The following is a 17,677-nucleotide window of genomic DNA, read 5'->3' as shown; positions in this document are numbered from 1 at the left end:
GGGGCCGCCCGCCACTCCGGCGGCCCCGCGGTGACGGCGTCGATGGACGAGATGGCCTTCCTCGAACCAGTCCGGGTCGGCGACCTCGTCCACGTCAAGGCCCAGGTGAACTGGACCGGCCGGTCCTCCATGGAGGTCGGCGTCCGCGTCCTGGCCGAGCGCTGGAACGAATCCAGCCCCGCCCAGCAGGTCGGCTCCGCCTACCTCGTCTTCGCCGCCGTCGACGAGCACGGCAAGCCGCGCGCTGTGCCGCCGGTGATTCCCGAGACGGAGCGCGACAAGCGCCGCTACCAGGAAGCGCAGATCCGCCGCACGCACCGGCTGGCCCGCCGCCGGGCCATCAAGGAACTGCGCGAGCGGCGCGCCGCCGAGGGGCTCGACGAGGCGTAGCGCCCGGCCCGCCGGACCGACGCCGGTCCGGCGCCCCGGCTACACCTCCTCCGGCGCTGCCGCCGCCGCGGTCCGCACCACCCGCCCCGGCCGCGCCCGGCGGAGCAGCACCGTGGCCAGCAGCTTCGCGAGCAGCGCCAGCGCCGCGCCGAGGACCGTACCGGCCGCCGCGCACAGCACATCGTCGATGTCCGCGACCCGCCCGGCCCGCATCAGCAGTTGCCCCGCCTCGATCGCCACGCACAGCCCCACCCCGAGCAGGAACGCCCCGGCCGCGGACCAGCGCGGTGCGGCGAACCGCAGCAGCAGCGGCAGCGGCACGAACAGCGCGGTGTCGGCGATCTGCCGCCGTACCAGCATCTCGACCTCGCCCGGCTCCAGCTGGGCCCCCAGGTCGAGGAGCCCCTCGCCGGGACGCCACCAGATCGTCGCGTCGCCGGACCCGATCGGCTGGGTGGGGGTGAGGGTCACCACCAGCATCAGCAGCAGCCAGCCCGCCAGCAGCACACCCGCGGCGGTCCGGGCGCGCCGGTGCGGGGCGCGGGCGGACCAGAGGGCGAGGCCGAGGGCCAGCGCCAGTGCCGCGAGGAGGAAGAGCGCCACCGTGATGGGGGTGACGCTCAGGACGACCTGCCACACGCTCCGCACGCACCTTTCCGGACTTCGGGACCCCGGGGCGCCCCCGGGTCAGTCGCAGCTCCACTTGGTGACGAAGACCGTCTCCGCGTGTTCCATGACCCCCCGGACGCACTCGCCCGGCAGCATCTCCACCCGGCCGCCCAGCCGGAGGGCGCCGCCCCGGGTCCGCCCGGTGCCGAACCAGCCGGGGAACGCGGTGATCCGGGAATTCTTGCGCTGGTAGCCGAGCCGTACGGCGATCTCGCCGGGCGCCGGGCCGTCCCGCCGGTAGCTCGCCGTGTAGCTGCCGGTCGCGCCGACCGGACCGCGCAGGCACAGCTGCCCGCGGACCAGGTCCCCGCAGCCGGTGGGCGCCGCGGGCGCCGGCGGCATCGCCGCCGCGGTGGCCGCGACCAGGCACAGCGCCGCGACCACGGCCGCGGTGTGCCCCACCCGGCGCCGCCCGTACGGCCGGTCCGGGGGCCGGCCGGGCGCGGTACGGCGGGGCGCGGGGACGGTCATGGGCACACCGCCCGGTCGCCGGTGACCGCCCCCGGCCTGCCCGGGGCCCGGTCCGGCTCCTCGGGGCGCACCGGCCGCACCGCCCGGTAGTCCCGGCCGACCGTCACCCGCATCACCGCCCCCCGCCCGGCCACCGGGCGCAGCCTGGCGCCGGGCAGCGCGGCGGCCAGCGAACGGGCCGAGCGGTCCCAGTGCGGGTCGTACGCGATGACCGTGTGCGCCACCGGACGACCGTGCGCGACGCGGCCCGGCGTGCCGGTCGCGGCGAAGCCGGTGGCGCGCAGCGCACGGGCCACCGCGACGGCCGTGCCGCGCCGCCCGCTGCCGTCGACGACCCGCACCTGGATCCGGTGCGGCGGCACCTCCACGGACGCGGAGTTCGCCTTCGCCGGGTTCGCGGCCGGTGTGAACGGCCGGTCCTCGCGGATCGCCCGGAACAGCTCCGGCGCCGCCACCGGGTCCCAGCGCACCGTCGAGCCGAGTCCCGGCAGCGTCTCGGCCTCGCCCTTCAGCGGCACCGAGGTGTACTCCGTGGAGCGCGTGTGCAGGCCGCGCAGCGCCTGCCCGAGGTCGGTCAGCTCGCGGCCGCCGAAGCCCGCGTCGGCCCGTACCGACCGGAGCACGGCGTCCGCGACGCCCTTGAAGCGGACCGGGTTCATCAGCACCCCGGAGGAGGTGATCCGGTTCAGCAGCGCCGCCAGGAAGCGCTGCTGCCGCTGCATCCGGCCCAGGTCCGCCGAGGGGTCGAGGTGCCGCGAGCGGACGTACTGGAGCGCCTGGCCCCCGTTGAGCAGCAACCGGCCGGCAGGCAGGTTCAGGCCCGAATAGCGGTCCTTGAGCGGTCGCACGGTGCAGAGCTCGACCCCGCCGACCGCGTCCACGGTCCGCATGAAGGTGGCGAAGTCGAGCTCCAGATAGTGGTCGATGCGCACCCCCGTCATCCGCTCGACGGTCTGCACGGTGAGGCCGGGGCCGCCCTCCGCGTAGGCCGCGTTGAGCTTGATCGCGTGCCGCGGGCGGAGCCGGCCGCCGGCGTCCTGCCGGGCCGGCACCTCGGCGTACGAGTCGCGCGGCAGGCTGACGACGCCGGCGCGGCTCCGGTCCGCGGAGAGGTGCACCAGCATCAGGGTGTCGGTGCAGTGGCAGGGGTCGCCGCCCAGGTGGAACCTCCGCTTCTCCGCGTCGGTCAGCCGGTCCCGTCCGTCCGTACCGACGACCAGGAAGTTCAGCCCGTCGCCGCCCCGGGGCCGGTTGCGCATCCCCTTGAAGGCGTCCACCCGGCCGATGCCGATCTCGACACCGGTGACCATCGCGTGCCCGACGCCGCTCGCGGACAGCAGCAGTGCGGTCGCGACGGCGCTGATCCGCAGCCCCCAGTGCCGGACCGGACGGCGCAGGAACCCGCGCTCCCGCCCCGGACGCCGGCCGGGGGCGGTGCGGGGCGAGGAGGACGGCGCGGTCACGGGGCACCTCCGCGGGTGGACGGGTTCGGGCCGCGGGAGGCCGGTGCGTACGTCGCGGCCGGGGCGCGGTGCGGTGCGGATCGGGAGAGCACCAGGTGTGTCTCGGTGGGGAGAACCAGGTGTGTCTCGACGGTAGGAAACGGATCTCGATGAGGACGAAGCGGACCTCGAAGAGGGCGAGGTGGATCTCGATGGGGACGAAGCGGTCCGGGTAACCGTAAGCCAATACGATCTACCGCAAAGCCCCACACACCGGGCATCTGTCGTCCGGCCACCCGGTTGCCGTCCGTGACTGTCCCCCGTTCGCGGTACCGTGAGGCGGAATACCGCAGTCTCCCGGCTGGCGCTGCCGCCGCCCATGGCGGCTCGCCGCGGGCCGTACCCCCGAGGAACCATGCCCCAGCAGCAGCTCCCGGCCGTCTCCGTGATCATGCCGGTGCTCAACGAGGAACGTCACCTGCGCAATTCGGTCCGGCACATCCTGGAGCAGGAGTACGCCGGCGACATGGAGGTGGTGATCGCCCTCGGCCCGTCCACGGACCGTACGGACGAGATCGCCGCGGAACTCGTCCGCGAGGACTCCCGGGTGCACACCGTCCCGAACCCGACGGGCCGCACCCCCGCCGCGCTGAACGCCGCGATCAAGGCGTCCCGGCACCCGATCGTCGTCCGCGTCGACGGCCACGGCATGCTCTCCCCGAACTACATCGCCACCGCCGTACGCCTCCTGGAGGAGACCGGCGCGGCCAACGTGGGCGGCATCATGCACGCCGAGGGCGAGAACGCCTGGGAGGACGCGGTCGCCGCCGCGATGACCTCCAAGATCGGCGTGGGCAACGCCGTGTTCCACACCGGCGGGCAGGCCGGCCCGGCCGAGACGGTGTACCTGGGGGTCTTCCGGCGTGAGGCGCTGGAGCAACAGGGCGGCTACAACGAGGAGTTCATCCGCGCCCAGGACTGGGAGCTGAACTTCCGGATCCGGGAGGCCGGCGGGCAGATCTGGTTCTCGCCGGAGCTGAGGGTCCAGTACCGGCCGCGGCCGAGTATCAAGGCGCTGGCCAAGCAGTACAAGGACTACGGGAAGTGGCGGCACGTCGTCGCCCGCTACCACTCCGGTTCGATCAACCTGCGCTACCTCGCCCCGCCGACCGCGGTGTGCGCCATCGCGGCCGGTGTGGTCGTCGGCGCGGCGGTCACGCCCTGGGGCTTCGTCATCCCCGCCGGCTACCTGGCCGCCATCACCGCGGGCTCGCTGCCGGCCGGCAAGGGCCTGTCCCTGAAGGCCCGCGCCCAGATCCCGGTCGCCCTGGCCACCATGCACATGTCCTGGGGCGTGGGCTTCCTGACCAGCCCCCGCTCCCTCGCGAAGAAGGTCATCGCCAGCCGCCGCCCGGCGGTGGTGACGCCGTAGGGCCAGGCAACTGCCCGTGTTCCAGGGGTAACTGTCCCTGTTTCAGGGGTAACGTGCCCTGTTCTGGCGCTTCTTCGGGGGTGCGCCCCCGGCCCCTTTTCGTTCCTGGCTTGTTCTGTACCTGCGCTCGCCCGTACCCGCGCTCGTTCCGTACCTGCCCTCCGTCCTCACCCGCCCACCCCCCGAAGGGGGGTGGGCGGTGAGGAAAAAAATAGGAGGACGCGCCGCCGAGGACGCGCCGCCAAGTAGGCGGAGGCACCCAACGCGGAAGACGCGGAGGCGCCCAACGTGGAGGCGCCGAAGGCGGAAGCGCCAAAAGTGGAAGGGCCCAACGGGGAGGCGGCCAAGGCGAAGGTACCAAAGGCGGAGGTGTCAAGCCGGAGTTACCAAGGCGGAGGCGCCCCAAAAGACGGACGTAATGGAAGACGGCCCCGCCTATGGGCGTAACGTCCAGCTCCCCCAGGGGAGTTGAAGGCCAGGCCCGTTCGGCAGTGCCGCTTGCTTCGCGTCGTCCTTGCCCGTCCCGCACCGCCCGCCTGCCGCACGGCACCGCCCCGCCCGGCCGCATGCGGCGCGCTCAGCGTCGTTCGTGTCACTGTCCGTGTCAACATATGCGCGGTGCCCCCCCCGGGCGGTCAACGGGCCGCCCCGCCGGATCACTTCGCGCAGATGTTTTTGTCGTCCGCGTTGACGTGCTGGACGCCCTCCGGGGTCTCGGTCGGTGCCTCGATCGGGGTGCCCGGTGCGGTGAAGTCCTTGCCGAGGATCAGCTTCATCGGCACCCGCGGGCCGGCGTTCTGCGTGCTCTGCTTCAGGGCGCTCTTCGGCAGGCCCATCCAGTCGGCCAGCGTGGCGGCCTGGTCGGCCTGGTCGGGGGCGTATTCGAGACGGGTGGTGGCCAGCTTCTCCGAGGCGTTGCCGGCGTTGGTGGAGAGCTTGGCGGCCTTGGTGTTCTGGAGCCAGTCCACGGTCTCCTGCGCCGAGCCGAACGGCCCGCCGCCGTTGGTGACATCGACCCGGACGCGCTCCGGCGGGGCCTTCTTGACCGGCGCGGGCTTGGCGCCGCCCTCGGCCTTGGCACCGCCCTTGGCCTTGGCGGCGTCCTTGGACAGCGTGTGGTCCTGCTGCACCATCTGGAACAGCGGCTCGGCCTTGGCCTTGTCGAGGACGACGCTGGCCTTGTCGCGGGGGTTGTCGAGTACCGGCACGGTGGCGAAGGTGATCTTGTTCAGGTCGACCTTCTTCAGGTCGTTGCCGAAGTCCAGCAGCTTGCTCGCGCTGCCGATGCCGGTGTCCACGGTCAGTGCCTTGGTCGCCGCCTGCGCGATGTCCAGCAGCTTGCCGGGGCTGCTGAACGCGCTGGACTTCAGCTTGCGGAACAGCGACCCGATGAACTGCTGCTGGAGCTGGATGCGGCTCAGATCGCTGCCGGTGCCCACGGAGTGCCGGGTGCGTACGAACGCCAGCGCCTGCTCGCCCTTGACGACATGCCGGCCCGCCGTCAGCTTCAGATGCGACTTCGGGTCGTCGATGTCCTTGCCGGCGCACACCTCGACGCCGTCCACCGCGTCGGACAGCTCCTTGACGGCGTTGAAGTCGGCCATCATGAAGTGATTGACCTTCACCCCGGTCAGTTTCTCGACGGTGCGCCAGGTGCAGCCCGGGTCCCGGCCCTCCTGCCCGAGGCTGGTGTTGAAGCGCACCCCGTGCTCGCCGGGGACGGTCTTCGTCGAACCGTCCTTCTGCTTCGTCGGGCAGTCAGGGATGTCGGCCACCAGGTCGCGCGGGATGCTCAGCGCCGTCGCGTTGGACCGGTCCTTGGACACATGCAGCAGGATCGTGGTGTCCGCGTGCCCGACGCTGCCGTCGTCGCCGTACCCCTCGTTGCCCTTCTTCCCGTCCCGGGCGTCGGTGCCGATGATGAGGAGATTGACCGGGCCGTCGGTGACCGCGGAGTTCTCCTCGCCGACGTCGACCTTGGAGATGTTGCCGTCCAGCTGCTGGTAGACGAAGTACGCGACACCGCAGCCGGCGACCAGGACGAAGCCCACCACACCGGCCGTCCAGTGCAGCGCCCGCTTCTTCCCGGACTTCTCCGGTTTGCGTTTACGGCGGCCGGCCGGGCCCGCCGCCGTCGCCGCCCGGCCACCGGCCCGGCGCGCCGCCCGGCCGCCGGCGGCAGCCGCGTCCGGGCCGGCGCCGTCCGCGCCCTCGCCGTCCGCGGTGGCACCGTCGGCACCGGGACCGGTACCGGCGCCATCGGCCGCGGCATCCGGCCTCCGCCCCGCGCGCTGGGTCGGCAGCGGGCGGGTGTCGGTGTCGCCGCCGGCGGGATTCCCCGGGGCACGTCTGCCGGGCGCCTCGCGGTCGGAGGGCCGAGCGGGGGCCTGACCTGCCGGGTCAAGCCGCAGCTCGTAATTGCCGGTGCTCGGATCGAACACCCACTGATCGGCGGGGTCGACGTTGTGGTCGTCCGCCTGCCCACGGCCTTGCGCGTCCACGGTGCCCTGAATCCTCCGTCGGTACCACGCGGCGCCATTCCTCAAGGCGCTCGGTCGGTCGATGTGCGTTTACGTGGTTCGGTACTTGGTCATCGGCCCGCCGCCGGGCGGACCGGATCGCTCACACTATCCGCCCAGTTCAGCTCCAAACGACGCCCGTGACAAATTCCGCTTCCCTACAACTGGGCAATCCGCCCGATATCTTCGCCCCGCCCGGTCCGCGATCCGGCGTTTTCTATTGGCAGATACCGTGTTCCGCCGTGCTCCCCGGAAAGGTCGGCACGGAGCCCTCGGCGGGCGCCGACCTCCCGGCGGGCGCCGGCTTTCCCGGCCCGCCGCCGGCCTTGCCGTCCGACGCCTCCGCGGTCCGCGGCGGCGCCACCGCCACCGGACGGTCGGCGCGCAACTGCCCGAAGAGCCGGCCCGCGTCCGGCTCCACGAGCTCATCGCGATTGGTGTCGTAGCGGTACGCGGTCTGCGGCACGGTCAGAAACTGCACATGGGCGGTGGGAATGCTGCGCATACTGCGGACCAATTCGTACAGACCCCGGAGCGAGGCCAGTCCCGAGTCCGTCGTCAGCGAACTCGTCGCGGCATCCATCACCGGATACAGCCGCATCGGATTGAGCAGTACGCCATTACTCTGCACTTTCTTCACCAGCGCGCCCAGGAAGTGCTGTTGGCGCTCCATCCGCTGGGTGTCGCTGCCGTCGCCCAGGCTCTTACGGGCCCGCACGAAACCGAGCGCGGCCTCCCCGTACAGCATCTGGCGGCCCGCCGGCAGCGCAACGCGCGCCTCGTCGTCCTTGATGGGGTGCGGCAGGCACACCTCGACCCCGTGCACCGCGTCCACCATGGTCTTGAAGCCGGTGAAGTCCACGATGACGTAGTGGTCGACGCGGATGCGGGTCATCGCCTCCACCGTACGGATCGTGCAGCCCGCCCCGGCGAACGCGAACGCCCAGTTGAACTGCACCGTCTGCGGCGGCGTCTCGGTCCCGTCGGAGCGCCGGCAGTGCGGCACCCGCACCATCAGATCGCGCGGGATGCTGACCGCCGTCGCGCTCTTCCGGTTCGCCGCCAGATGCAGCAGGATCGTGGTGTCCGAGCGCTGGGTGCCGCTGTCCACCCCGTACTCCCCGTTGCCGCCGCCGCGGTTGTCGGAGCCGATCAGCAGGATGTTCTGCGCGCCCTTCGGGCCCGCCGGAGGCCGCTCCGACTCGTACTTCTCCAGCTCGCGCTCGGTGGCGCTGTCGGACCGGATATTGCCGTCCAGCCGCGTGTAGACGGCCCAGCCCAGACCCGCCGACGCCAGTACCGCGACGGTCAGCGCGAACGCCGCCGCCCGCAGCCAGCGGCGGTGGGGCGGCGGCGGAGTGCGCGGCGGGCCCGGACGGTCCGTCGCCAGCAGCCCGGTCCGGCGCTCGGGCCAGCCCGCGAAGCGCGGCGGCCGGCCGGGGCCCGCGGCCCTCGGCGCACCGCCGCCGGACGGGCGCCGGCGGTCGGAAGGGGGCCCTGGGCTCTCGGTCACGTGTGCGTCCATCCCTCACGGAGTCGGCGGCGCCGCCGCGCACGGGGGCCGCCGCCGGAGGGAGGCCGCCGGACCCCGTACAGGGTGGTCGTACGCACGGGGCGTACGTACACCGAGCATGGACCCCGGCGGGCGGACCGGCCCGTCCGGCGGGATTCCGGGTCCGCCGGACGGGGGAGCGCGCCTCAGGAGAGCGGCGCCGTGAAGCTGACCTTCTCGGCCGACTCGCGGGTGGCGGCGCCCTCCGCGCCCAGCTGCTCCAGATGGCGGCACAGCACCACGGAACCCCCCGCCGCCAGCGGCGCGTACAGCCCGTACGACAGGCCCCGCCAGCTGTCGTACGGCAGCCCCGACAGCACCCGGGGCGCGGCCGGCATCCCGGCGTCCCGCGCATCGGCCAGCGCCCGTGCCCCGATGCCCGCACCGGTCAGCTCCTCGCCGCCGACCACCAGCGCCGGCGCACCCGGGTCCACCGGAGCGAACGGCGCGAACCGGTCGCCCTGCCCCGGCACTTCGACGGCGTAGTCCGCGAAGCCCGCCGGCGGCTGCGGGAACCGGCCGCCCAGCGGACGCAGCGCCAGCGCCACCCGCTCCCCGGAACAGGCGCGCGCCGCGTCCAGCGTGTCCGGGCCGCTGACGACGAGGTCGGCCGCGGCCGGATCGCCGCCCACCTCCGCCACCACGCCCACCGACGAGCAGGCCAGCAGCCACACGGCGGTCTGCCAGTGGGCGGGCAGCAGCAGCGCGAGCCGGTCGCCGGGTTCGGCGGCCAGGTCTCCCTGGAGGTAGTTGGCGGTCTTCGCCACCCAATTGGCGAAGGTCGCGACGGACAGTTCCACGCGCTCGCCGGTGGCGTCGTCGTAGAAGGTCAGCAGCGGGCGGGCCGGGTCCGCGGCCAGCGCGGAACCCAGCAGGTCGGCGGGGGTGCGATCGGTGGCGTTCATCGCGGCCAGAGTACGCGCGGCGACGGCTGACGGGGCGTCGGGTACGGCGCGGACCGGCCACCGGATCGGCCGATGCCCCGTCAGTTCCGCGTTGGCGGGTTCCCGTCGGGCATGCCCAGGATTTTTCCCATGCGTCCTTTCTTCGTGTTCCTCGTGCTCTGCCTCGGCGCCGCCTTCGCCGTGCCCCTCGCAGCCGGAGCCGCCGCGCGCCCCGCGCCGGCCCACCCCGGGAGCTCAGGGAAACGCGAGGACCCCGCCGCCGGCCACCGCACCCCGGGCGCCGGCGACCTGCCGGGCGCCACCCAGTCCCTCCCGCTCGACGCCCTCGGCCCGGCCGCACCCGGCGCCGCCGCACGGAGCGCAGCCCAGCCGCCCGCCACCGGGACCCGCACGCTGCCGGCCCGCACGGTACGGCCCTTCGCGCTCGTCGGCGTCGTCTGGGACGACATCCGCAGCGCCCTCCCCGGCCACCCCCAGGTCCGCACCCGCCCCCTCGGGTCCGGCCGCTGGACCGGCTGGCAGGACCTCCCCGCCGAGAGCGACGACGCCCCCGACCCGGGCGCCGCGGAAGGCGCCGGCGGCCGGGTACGCGGCAGCACGGCACCCCTGTGGGTCGGCGTCAGCGACGCCGTCCAGCTGCGCGTCACCCCTCTCGGTGGCAACCGCAGCTCCGCCCTGCTGCCGCGCGGACTGCGCCTGGAACTCGTCGACCCGGGCCCGGAACCGCGCTCCGCACGCGGCGGCCCGCCGACCGGCTCCAAGGCCGCCGCCAGCTCCGCCGCCAACGCCAAACTGGCGCCGCTCGGCGCCACCGAGATCCCGGCCCAGGACCGGGCAGCCTCCCAGGCCGACATCGAGGCCGCCGGCGGCAAGAAGCCCACCGCCGCCCACCTCGGTGCCCGCCCGCGCATCGTCACCCGGGCCGGCTGGGGCGCCGACGAGCGGTTGCGCGAGACCCGCTTCGTCTACACCCACACCGTCCGCGCCGCGTTCGTCCACCACAGCGCCACCGGCAACAACTACAGCTGCGCACAAGCCCCTTCGGTCATCCGCGGCCTCTACCGCTACCACGTCAGGAGCAGCCACTGGCGGGACATCGGCTACAACTTCCTGATCGACAAGTGCGGCACCGTCTACGAGGGCCGGGCCGGCGGCGTCGCCCGCGCGGTCATGGGCGCACACACCCTCGGCTTCAACAACGACAGCACCGGCATCGCGCTGCTCGGCTCCTTCGGCCGGACCGCCCCCAGCAGAGCCGCCGTCGAGGCCCTCGCCCGGCTGACCGCCTGGAAGCTCGGCCTGTACGGCCTCGACCCGCGCGCCCGGGTCCCGATGACCTCCACCGGCGGCAACCTCTACCGCAAGGGCCGGGTCGTCCGGCAGCACGTCATCTCCGGCCACCGCGACGGCTTCAAGACCGCCTGCCCCGGCGCCCGCCTCTACGCCGAACTGCCCGAGGTCCGGCTGGAGGCGGCCCGCCTCCAGGGCCGTTGACCTGCATCACCCGCCCGGAATCCGGCACTCCGGACACCTGGCAAGACGTCACCCGCCTGCCATCCAGCGTTCACCGGACCCACTGAACCGATCCTGTTCGCGACGCGTCCTACGGACCACGACGGCCGGGGCCACCGGCCCCGGAACCGTCCCGGCCGCCCGCCGCGGACGACCCGAAAACCGTCTGCCTACACTGGTCCGCCGACCGGCCGACCCCAGCAGGAAGCAGAGACCACCCGTGAGCGTCGTACGCGTAGCCGCCGGGCCGCGGTCGACGACGAGAGCCGCACCGCTGCGCTGCGCGGGCGGAGAAGCGAACAGAGGACACCCGTGAGCGTCGTACGCGCAGCCGCCGGGCCGCGGTCGACGACGAGAGCCGCACCGCTGCGCTGCGGGGGCGGAGAAGCGAACAGAGGACACATTGACTGAAGCGATCCTCCTGGTCGGTGGCAAGGGCACCCGGCTGCGCCCGCTGACGGTGCACACCCCCAAACCCATGGTGCCGGCGGCCGGTGTGCCGTTCCTCACCCACCAGCTGGCCCGCGCCCGCGCCGCCGGCGTCGAGCACATCGTCCTCGCCACCTCCTACCTCGCCGAGGTCTTCGAGCCGTACTTCGGCGACGGCTCCGCGCTCGGCCTGCACCTGGAGTACGTGACCGAGAAGGAACCGCTGGGCACCGGCGGCGCCATCCGCAACGTCGCCTCCCGGCTGCGCTCGGCGCCCGGCGACCCGGTACTGATCTTCAACGGGGACATCCTCACCGGCCTGGACATCCGCGCCCTGGTCGACACCCACCGCACCAGCGGCGCCGACGTCTCCCTGCACCTCACCCGGGTCGAGGACCCGCGCGCCTTCGGCCTGGTGCCCACCGACGACACCGGCCGGGTCACCGCCTTCCTGGAGAAGCCGCAGACCCCCGAGGAGATCGTCACCGACCAGATCAACGCCGGCGCCTACGTCTTCAACCGGTCGGTCATCGACGCCATCCCGGCCGGCCGCCCGGTCTCCGTCGAACGCGAGACCTTCCCCGGCCTGCTCGCCGACGGCGCCCACCTCCAGGGCATGGTCGACTCCACCTACTGGCTCGACCTCGGCACCCCGCAGGCGTTCGTCCGCGGCTCCGCCGACCTGGTCCTGGGCCGCGCCCCGTCCCCCGCCGTCCCGGGCCGCTGCGGCGACCGCCTGGTGCTGGAGACCGCCGAGGTCGCCGCGGACGCCAAGCTCACCGGCGGCACCGTCGTCGGCCGGACCGCCCGCGTCGGCGCCGGCGCCGAGGTCGACGGCAGCACCGTTCTGGACGGCGCGGTCATCGAACCGGGCGCCCGGGTCCGCGACTCGCTGATCGGCGCCGGCGCCCGCATCGGCGCCCGCACCGTCCTGGACGGCGCGGTCATCGGCGACGGCGCGGTCATCGGCGCCGACAACGAACTGCGCTCGGGCATCCGCCTCTGGTGCGGCGCGACCCTCCCGCCCGGCACGGTGCGCTTCTCCTCGGACCAGTGACGGACCGGTCTCCTCGGACCAGTGACGGACCGGGCGGAGCGGCCGGTCGCATCGCCTAATCTGGCCGCATGCCCGCTCGCGCCTGGGTCCCGCCCGGCCCCTACGACCTGCACCGCACCCTCGGTGTACTGCGGCGAGGCCCGGGCGACCCGGCGTTCGCGGTCCGCGGCGGCGAGATCTGGCGGGCCTGCCGCACGCCCGAAGGGCCCGGCACGCTCCGCGTCGAGGCCCGCCCGGCGGACGGCCGGGTGGCGGCGACGGCCTGGGGACCCGGCGCGGACTGGCTGCTGGAGCACCTGCCCGGCCTGCTGGGGGAGTCCGACGACCCGGCGGCGCTGACCGCCCGGCACCGCGTCGTCCACGAGGCGCGCCGCCGGCACCCCGGCGTCCGGCTCGCCCGCACCGGCCTGGTCCTGGAGTCGCTGATCCCCTCGGTCCTGGAGCAGAAGGTCACCAGCGACGAGGCGTACCGCGCCTGGCGGCTGCTGCTCCTGCGCCACGGCACCCCCGCGCCCGGCCCCTGGGACCGGCTGCGGGTGATGCCCGAGCCGCGCGGCTGGGCGCTGATCCCCTCGTGGGAGTGGCACCGCGCGGGCGTCGACGCCAAGCGCTCGTCCGCGATCCTGCGCGCCGTGCGGGTCGCCGGCCGGATGGAGGAGGCGGCGCGGATGGACCTCGCGGACGCCACCCGCCGGCTGACCGCGATACCGGGCATCGGCCCCTGGACGGCGGCCGAAACGCTCCAGCGCACCCTCGGCGCGCCCGACGCGATCACCGTCGGCGACCTCCACCTGCCGAAGATCATCGGCTATGCCCTCACCGGCCGCCGCGGCACGACCGACGAGGAGATGCTCGAGCTCCTCGCGCCCTACGAGGGCCAGCGGCACCGCGCGGCCCGCCTCATCCTGCTCTCCGGTCGGATCCCGCCGCGCCGCGCCCCGCGCTTCCCGGTCGGGGACATCGCCCGGCTGTGACGCGACGGGGGCGCCACCAGGCACCCCCCGGTACGTCAGCGCACCGTCACGAAGTCCCCCGCGTCGCGGGCCGGTCGCCGTTTCGGGGGGCCCGCGGGGTGGCCGATGGCCACCGCGCCCATCGGTTCCCAGTCCGCCGGCAGGTCGAGTACGTCCCGCACGACGTCCCGGCAGAACATCGTCGACGAGATCCAGGCCGACCCCAGGCGCTCGCCGGCCAGCGCGACCAGGAAGTTCTGGATGCCGGCGCCGTGGGCGACGACGAACATCTCGCGCTCGGCGGCGCTCCGGCGCGCGTCCGGGTAGGCGTGCGCGCCGTCCAGGACCATGCACGGCACCGCCAGGTACGGGGCGTTGCGCAGCACGTCGCCGCGCCGCACCCGCCGGGCGATGGACTCCTCCGACCTGCCGTCGGCGCGCAGGTCGGCCTCCCAGGCGTCCCGCATCGCGTCCAGCAGCCGGGTCCGCGACCGGGCCGACTCCAGCAGCACGAACCGCCAGGGAGCCGTGTGGTGCGGCGCCGGCGCGGTGACCGCCGCCGCCACCGCGCGCCGGACCGCCTCCGGATCCACCGGATCGTCGGCGAACTCCCGGACCGTGCGCCGCAGCGTCACGGCTTCCCGTACGGCCTCCGAGGTGCCCAGCCGGAACATGTCGTCCGCGGCGCGGCGCACCAGCGCGCGCGCCCCGTCGCCGGCGCCGTCCGGGCCGCCGGCCGCCGCCACGACGTGCGGCAGCCCGCGCACCACCGCGACCGGCAGCCCGGCCGCCTTGCCCTTCACCAGGTCGCCGGCCGCGGCCAGTTCGTCGGCGGTGGCCACGATGGTGGCGCTGAGCGGGTTGCCGTACGCGTCCGTGCCGCCGCGCAGGTCGTCCAGCACCCGCACCCCGGCCGCCCCGATGGCGACGTCGGTGACGCCACTGCGCCACGGCCGCCCGAAGGTGTCGCTGATGACCACCCCGACGTCGACGCCGAGCGCCTCGCGCAGCCCGGTCCGCAGGGCGCGCGCCGACGCGTCCGGGTCCTCGGGCAGCAACAGCACCGTCCCGGCAGGGGTGTTGGAGGCGTCCACGCCGGCCGCGGCCATCACCAGGCCCTGCCGGTTCTCCACGATCCGCAGTGTGCCGCGGCGCGCCACCACGCGCGCCGTCTCGGCGTCGATGGCCGCCTCGCGGTCCGCCGCCTCGACGATCCGCCCCTCCGCCTTGCTGACGATCTTCGAGGTCACCAACAGGACGTCCCCGTCGGCCAGTTGGGATGCCCCAGTACCGCTCGCCGCGGCGGCGATCAGCTTGACGAGGTCGTCGCCGGGCCGCACCTCCGGCATCCCCGGCAGCGCCCACACCCGGTACCCGGGCGCCTCCCCGGTCCCGCTCATGCCGGGACCTCGCTTCGCCCGGCCCCGCATGCGCGGGGCCGGCACCTTTCCAGGATTCTCCCCGAGCCTCCGGCCGGAGGGACCCCCATGCCGCGCTCGCTCATGCCCGTACCTCCTCGGCCAGCGCCAGCGCCTCGCGCACCATCGCGGCCGTGGCGTCCACGTCCGTCATCATCAGCGGTACGGCCCGGCAGCGGATCCCCGCCGCCGAGACCTCGTCCACCGCGTCCGCGTCCACGCTGTCCACCAGCCAGCCGTCCAGCAGCCCGGCCCCGTAGTGCAGGGCCACCGCCGCGGCGGTGGCCTCGACGCCCACCGCGGCCAGCACCTTGTCCGCCATCCCGCGCACCGGTGCGTCCCCGACGATCGGGGACAGCCCGACCACCGGCGCCGTGGCCTGCGCGACGGCCTCCCGGATGCCCGGTACGGCCAGGATCGTGCCGATGCTCACCACCGGGTTGGACGGCGGGAAGAGGATCACGTCCGCCGCCGCGAGGGCCTCCAGCACGCCCGGCGCCGGCTTGGCCTGGTCGGCGCCGACCGGCACCACGGCGTGCGCCGGCACCGAGGCCCGCATCCGCACCCAGTACTCCTGGAAGTGGACCGCCCTGCGCTCGCCGTTCTCGTCCTCGATCGCCACGTGCGTCTCGACCCGGTCGTCGGACATCGGCAGCAGCCGCACCCCGGGCTGCCAGCGGTCGCAGAGCGCCTCGGTGACGGCGCTGAGCGGATAGCCGGCGCCCAGCATCTGCGTCCGCACGATGTGGGTGGCGAAGTCCCGGTCGCCCAGCCCGAACCACTCGGGCCCGACGCCGTACGCGGCCAGCTCCTCCTTGACCCGGAAGGTCTCGTCGGCGCGGCCCCAGCCCTGCTCCTCGTTGATGCCGCCGCCGAGCGTGTACATCACGGTGTCGAGGTCGGGACACACCTTGAGCCCGAACAGATGGATGTCGTCGCCGGTGTTGCCGATGACGGTGATGTCCGCGTCCGGAGCCGCTGCCTTCAGTCCCCGCAGGAAGCGGGCGCCGCCGATACCGCCGGCCAGAACCACAATGCGCATGCCGGTAAGTGTGTCAGCCCGGATGCCGCGGCCATGAGGGGCGGTGGCCATGAGGGGGCGGGTCAGGGCGCCGCGGTCTCCCGGGCGGGGGCCGCGCACCGGGCGCTGTGCGACCCGCCGTGCATCGGCATCTCGGTCAGGCCGGGGAAGTACACGTGCAGGCTGACGGCGGGCGCCAGCGCGTCGTTGACGACCTCGTGGACGTACCCCGGGGCGAAGACCTGCTGCACCCCCGCCGCCAGCGTGCGCGTCCGGCCCGGGCCGTGCTCGGTCAACTCGCCTTCCAGGACGGTCAGTACACCGGAGGACGGCCCGTGGTCGTGCCGGCCGCTGCCCTGGCCGGGCACCCAGCTCAGCAGCCACACCTCGTAGCCGGGCCCGCGGCGCAGCCGGTGGTACCAGCGGGTGGTGGCGTCGAACCGGACGAGCGGCGCCCAGGATGCGCGGTCGGCGGCGATCGAGCGGGCCAGCCCCGCGAAGCCGGCGACGGTGGCGGGGTGGGCGGGGACGGGCGGCAGCAGGTGCGGGACGGCGAGCGGGTCGCCGGCGATCTGGACGTCGCTGTTCATGGGTTCCGGGTTCCTCGGCGGAAATGCTGGTGGGGTGGCGGGGATCCGCCCGGCGGGGGAGTGCGGCACGGCGCGGGCTGTTCCTCGTGGGGGCGCGGCGCGGTGGTCGCGGCGAAGCGCGGGTGCTGCGGGGTGGTGCGAGCGGCGGCTGGAGCTCAGTGGCTACGACAGCTGGAACAGCGACAGCGGGCCTGCGCAGCGCAGCGCGACCCGTAGGAACGGGTCAGGCGGGGCGCGGCGGTCGCTGGCATGCGGACAAGGAGACACGGGGCGGCGGCGCGCTGTCAACCGGAGGCGGGACTCGCCGGGACGCATTCACCTCATCCGGTTACCGCGTCCGGAGAAAGGTTTGTGCAGCCCACCGCGAGGAGAGGTCGCCCATCAGTCGCGCCCCCCAACGCCGTTGCGGACCTGTGACCCCGCTGTGATCTTTCCCGCTTCGCCGTACCGGATGCAACGGATGTGCGGTCCGCCGGCGTCTCAGTGCGTGAGAAGTGCCGGGAGGTGCCGAAGGGGTGCCGAGAGGAATCCGCGGGTACCACGGGTGGCGCGGTCCGGGGAAGTGTCCTGGTTTTGGATGATTTGAACACTTTCCGCATACGCTTGGTTCCGCAGAGTGAATAAGAGGCCCAATAGCAGATCTCGGCTTGACTGGCCCGGATCAGCACACTTGTAATTTCACTCGTGTCGTTCAGCCGAAATCGATCACGGCTTGATCACGGGGACGTAAAGACAGACGAGGGGCGCACATGACCGAGCTGTTCCAGGAATTGCTGGTCGAGGAGGCGGACGAGGAGCTCGGCTGGCAGGAGCGCGCACTGTGCGCCCAGACCGACCCCGAGTCCTTCTTCCCGGAGAAGGGTGGCTCCACCCGCGAGGCCAAGAAGGTCTGCCTCGCGTGCGAAGTCCGGTCCGAGTGCCTGGAGTATGCCCTCGCCAACGACGAGCGCTTCGGTATCTGGGGCGGTCTGTCCGAACGCGAGCGGCGCCGACTCAAGAAGGCCGCCGTCTGACCATGACAGGCCAGCCCGCCCGACCCGCAGCACGCGGCCGTGCCGACCACACCGCCGCACCACCCCAACTCCCCATATCCCCCTATACCGAACCCACCGCCTCCAGCGCTCTGTTCGCCGGAGGCGGTCTGCTGTGCACGGAGCCGGTCGGTGGCGCGTCGCGAAGCATTAGTGTGGGGGCCCGTCCGAGACACGCCATCGCCCCCGGCGCGGGGTGCGCGTGTCCCTCGTAGTCCGTCGCAGTGTCTTCCGGGGGCGGGGGCCTTGAGCGACTTCGCCGTGGGCCCCGGACTCCCGGGTCCGG

15 protein-coding genes are annotated in these 17,677 nt (G+C 73.9%); 6 read left to right on the top strand and 9 right to left on the bottom strand.

Going from position 1 to position 17,677, the window contains the following annotated elements; genetic code table 11:
- A partial coding sequence (locus RZ84_RS14100) for an acyl-CoA thioesterase (protein WP_241777700.1) occupies positions 1-390 on the top strand: 390 nt, incomplete at its 5' end.
- Between the two features lie 39 nt (positions 391-429).
- Here the strand turns inward: RZ84_RS14100 and RZ84_RS14095 are convergent.
- The 3 genes from RZ84_RS14095 to RZ84_RS14085 are packed head-to-tail and all read right to left on the bottom strand — an operon-like array spanning position 430 to position 2,993.
- Positions 430-1,029 (bottom strand): VanZ family protein, encoded by a 600-nt coding sequence (locus RZ84_RS14095; RefSeq protein ID WP_043264612.1) that lies wholly within the window; start codon positions 1,027-1,029, stop codon positions 430-432.
- 48 nt (positions 1,030-1,077) lie between these two features.
- The gene (locus RZ84_RS14090; protein WP_043264611.1) at positions 1,078-1,530 is read right to left on the bottom strand and encodes a hypothetical protein; all 453 of its coding nucleotides are present in this window, start codon (positions 1,528-1,530) and stop codon (positions 1,078-1,080) included.
- Positions 1,527-2,993 carry an LCP family protein gene (locus tag RZ84_RS14085; RefSeq protein ID WP_043264610.1) on the bottom strand — a complete coding sequence of 489 codons (1,467 nt, stop codon included), beginning with the start codon at positions 2,991-2,993 and terminating at the stop codon, positions 1,527-1,529. Before RZ84_RS14085 ends, RZ84_RS14090 begins: the two co-directional genes overlap by 4 nt.
- Before the next feature lie 394 nt (positions 2,994-3,387).
- Between RZ84_RS14085 and RZ84_RS14080 the strand changes: the two genes are divergently transcribed.
- Positions 3,388-4,404, top strand: coding sequence for a glycosyltransferase family 2 protein (locus tag RZ84_RS14080; protein WP_043264609.1), 1,017 nt, complete (start codon positions 3,388-3,390; stop codon positions 4,402-4,404).
- Between the two features lie 656 nt (positions 4,405-5,060).
- Here RZ84_RS14080 and RZ84_RS14075 read toward each other — a convergent pair.
- From RZ84_RS14075 to RZ84_RS14065, 3 genes are all read right to left on the bottom strand, one after another.
- Positions 5,061-6,905, bottom strand: a complete 1,845-nt coding sequence (locus RZ84_RS14075) for an LCP family protein (protein WP_043264608.1) — start codon at positions 6,903-6,905, stop codon at positions 5,061-5,063.
- Between the two features lie 235 nt (positions 6,906-7,140).
- On the bottom strand, positions 7,141-8,436 hold the full coding sequence (locus RZ84_RS14070) for an LCP family protein (RefSeq protein ID WP_052230481.1): 1,296 nt from the start codon (positions 8,434-8,436) through the stop codon (positions 7,141-7,143).
- Positions 8,437-8,621: 185 nt separating this feature from the next.
- Positions 8,622-9,380: a TIGR03089 family protein gene (locus tag RZ84_RS14065; protein ID WP_043264606.1), complete on the bottom strand. Its 759-nt coding sequence runs from the start codon at positions 9,378-9,380 to the stop codon at positions 8,622-8,624.
- 129 nt (positions 9,381-9,509) lie between these two features.
- Here RZ84_RS14065 and RZ84_RS14060 point away from each other — a divergent pair, with 129 nt between their 5' ends.
- The 3 genes from RZ84_RS14060 (at position 9,510) to RZ84_RS14050 (ending at position 13,352) form a co-directional block, all read left to right on the top strand.
- Positions 9,510-10,874, top strand: coding sequence for a peptidoglycan recognition protein family protein (locus tag RZ84_RS14060; protein ID WP_043264605.1), 1,365 nt, complete (start codon positions 9,510-9,512; stop codon positions 10,872-10,874).
- Between the two features lie 421 nt (positions 10,875-11,295).
- Positions 11,296-12,378 carry a mannose-1-phosphate guanylyltransferase gene (locus RZ84_RS14055; protein ID WP_043264604.1) on the top strand — a complete coding sequence of 361 codons (1,083 nt, stop codon included), beginning with the start codon at positions 11,296-11,298 and terminating at the stop codon, positions 12,376-12,378.
- A gap of 68 nt (positions 12,379-12,446) precedes the next feature.
- A complete protein-coding gene (locus tag RZ84_RS14050; RefSeq protein ID WP_043264603.1) occupies positions 12,447-13,352 on the top strand; it encodes a DNA-3-methyladenine glycosylase family protein in 906 nt (301 codons plus the stop codon).
- A 35-nt stretch (positions 13,353-13,387) separates the two neighbouring features.
- Here the strand turns inward: RZ84_RS14050 and RZ84_RS14045 are convergent, their stop codons facing one another.
- From RZ84_RS14045 to RZ84_RS14035, 3 genes are all read right to left on the bottom strand, one after another.
- Positions 13,388-14,731 (bottom strand): coenzyme F420-0:L-glutamate ligase, encoded by a 1,344-nt coding sequence (locus tag RZ84_RS14045; RefSeq protein WP_043264602.1) that lies wholly within the window; start codon positions 14,729-14,731, stop codon positions 13,388-13,390.
- Between the two features lie 100 nt (positions 14,732-14,831).
- Positions 14,832-15,791 carry a 2-phospho-L-lactate transferase gene (cofD, locus tag RZ84_RS14040; protein ID WP_043269864.1) on the bottom strand — a complete coding sequence of 320 codons (960 nt, stop codon included), beginning with the start codon at positions 15,789-15,791 and terminating at the stop codon, positions 14,832-14,834.
- Positions 15,792-15,853: 62 nt separating this feature from the next.
- Positions 15,854-16,360, bottom strand: a complete 507-nt coding sequence (locus RZ84_RS14035) for a cysteine dioxygenase (RefSeq protein WP_043264601.1) — start codon at positions 16,358-16,360, stop codon at positions 15,854-15,856.
- A gap of 749 nt (positions 16,361-17,109) precedes the next feature.
- Here RZ84_RS14035 and RZ84_RS14030 point away from each other — a divergent pair.
- The gene (locus RZ84_RS14030; RefSeq protein WP_003983763.1) at positions 17,110-17,373 is read left to right on the top strand and encodes a WhiB family transcriptional regulator; all 264 of its coding nucleotides are present in this window, start codon (positions 17,110-17,112) and stop codon (positions 17,371-17,373) included.
- Positions 17,374-17,677 lie beyond the last annotated feature (304 nt).

It is taken from the genome of Streptomyces sp. CT34, assembly GCF_000805335.1.
In the GTDB taxonomy this organism is placed as follows: Bacteria; Actinomycetota; Actinomycetes; order Streptomycetales; family Streptomycetaceae; genus Streptomyces.
Note: the sequence above shows the minus strand (reverse complement) of the source record. Positions and strands in the feature narration are given on the sequence as shown.

What these genes read in the sequence shown, in the direction of transcription:
- RZ84_RS14060 (WP_043264605.1), top strand. Translation starts at nt 9,510, where the DNA reads ATGCGTCCTTTCTTCGTGTTCCTCGTGCTCTGCCTCGGCGCCGCCTTC.
- RZ84_RS14080 (WP_043264609.1), top strand. Translation starts at nt 3,388, where the DNA reads ATGCCCCAGCAGCAGCTCCCGGCCGTCTCCGTGATCATGCCGGTGCTC.
- RZ84_RS14050 (WP_043264603.1), top strand. Translation starts at nt 12,447, where the DNA reads ATGCCCGCTCGCGCCTGGGTCCCGCCCGGCCCCTACGACCTGCACCGC.
- RZ84_RS14090 (WP_043264611.1), bottom strand. Translation starts at nt 1,530, where the DNA reads ATGACCGTCCCCGCGCCCCGCCGTACCGCGCCCGGCCGGCCCCCGGAC.
- RZ84_RS14030 (WP_003983763.1), top strand. Translation starts at nt 17,110, where the DNA reads ATGACCGAGCTGTTCCAGGAATTGCTGGTCGAGGAGGCGGACGAGGAG.
- RZ84_RS14035 (WP_043264601.1), bottom strand. Translation starts at nt 16,360, where the DNA reads ATGAACAGCGACGTCCAGATCGCCGGCGACCCGCTCGCCGTCCCGCAC.
- cofD (WP_043269864.1), bottom strand. Translation starts at nt 15,791, where the DNA reads ATGCGCATTGTGGTTCTGGCCGGCGGTATCGGCGGCGCCCGCTTCCTG.
- RZ84_RS14045 (WP_043264602.1), bottom strand. Translation starts at nt 14,731, where the DNA reads ATGAGCGGGACCGGGGAGGCGCCCGGGTACCGGGTGTGGGCGCTGCCG.
- RZ84_RS14065 (WP_043264606.1), bottom strand. Translation starts at nt 9,380, where the DNA reads ATGAACGCCACCGATCGCACCCCCGCCGACCTGCTGGGTTCCGCGCTG.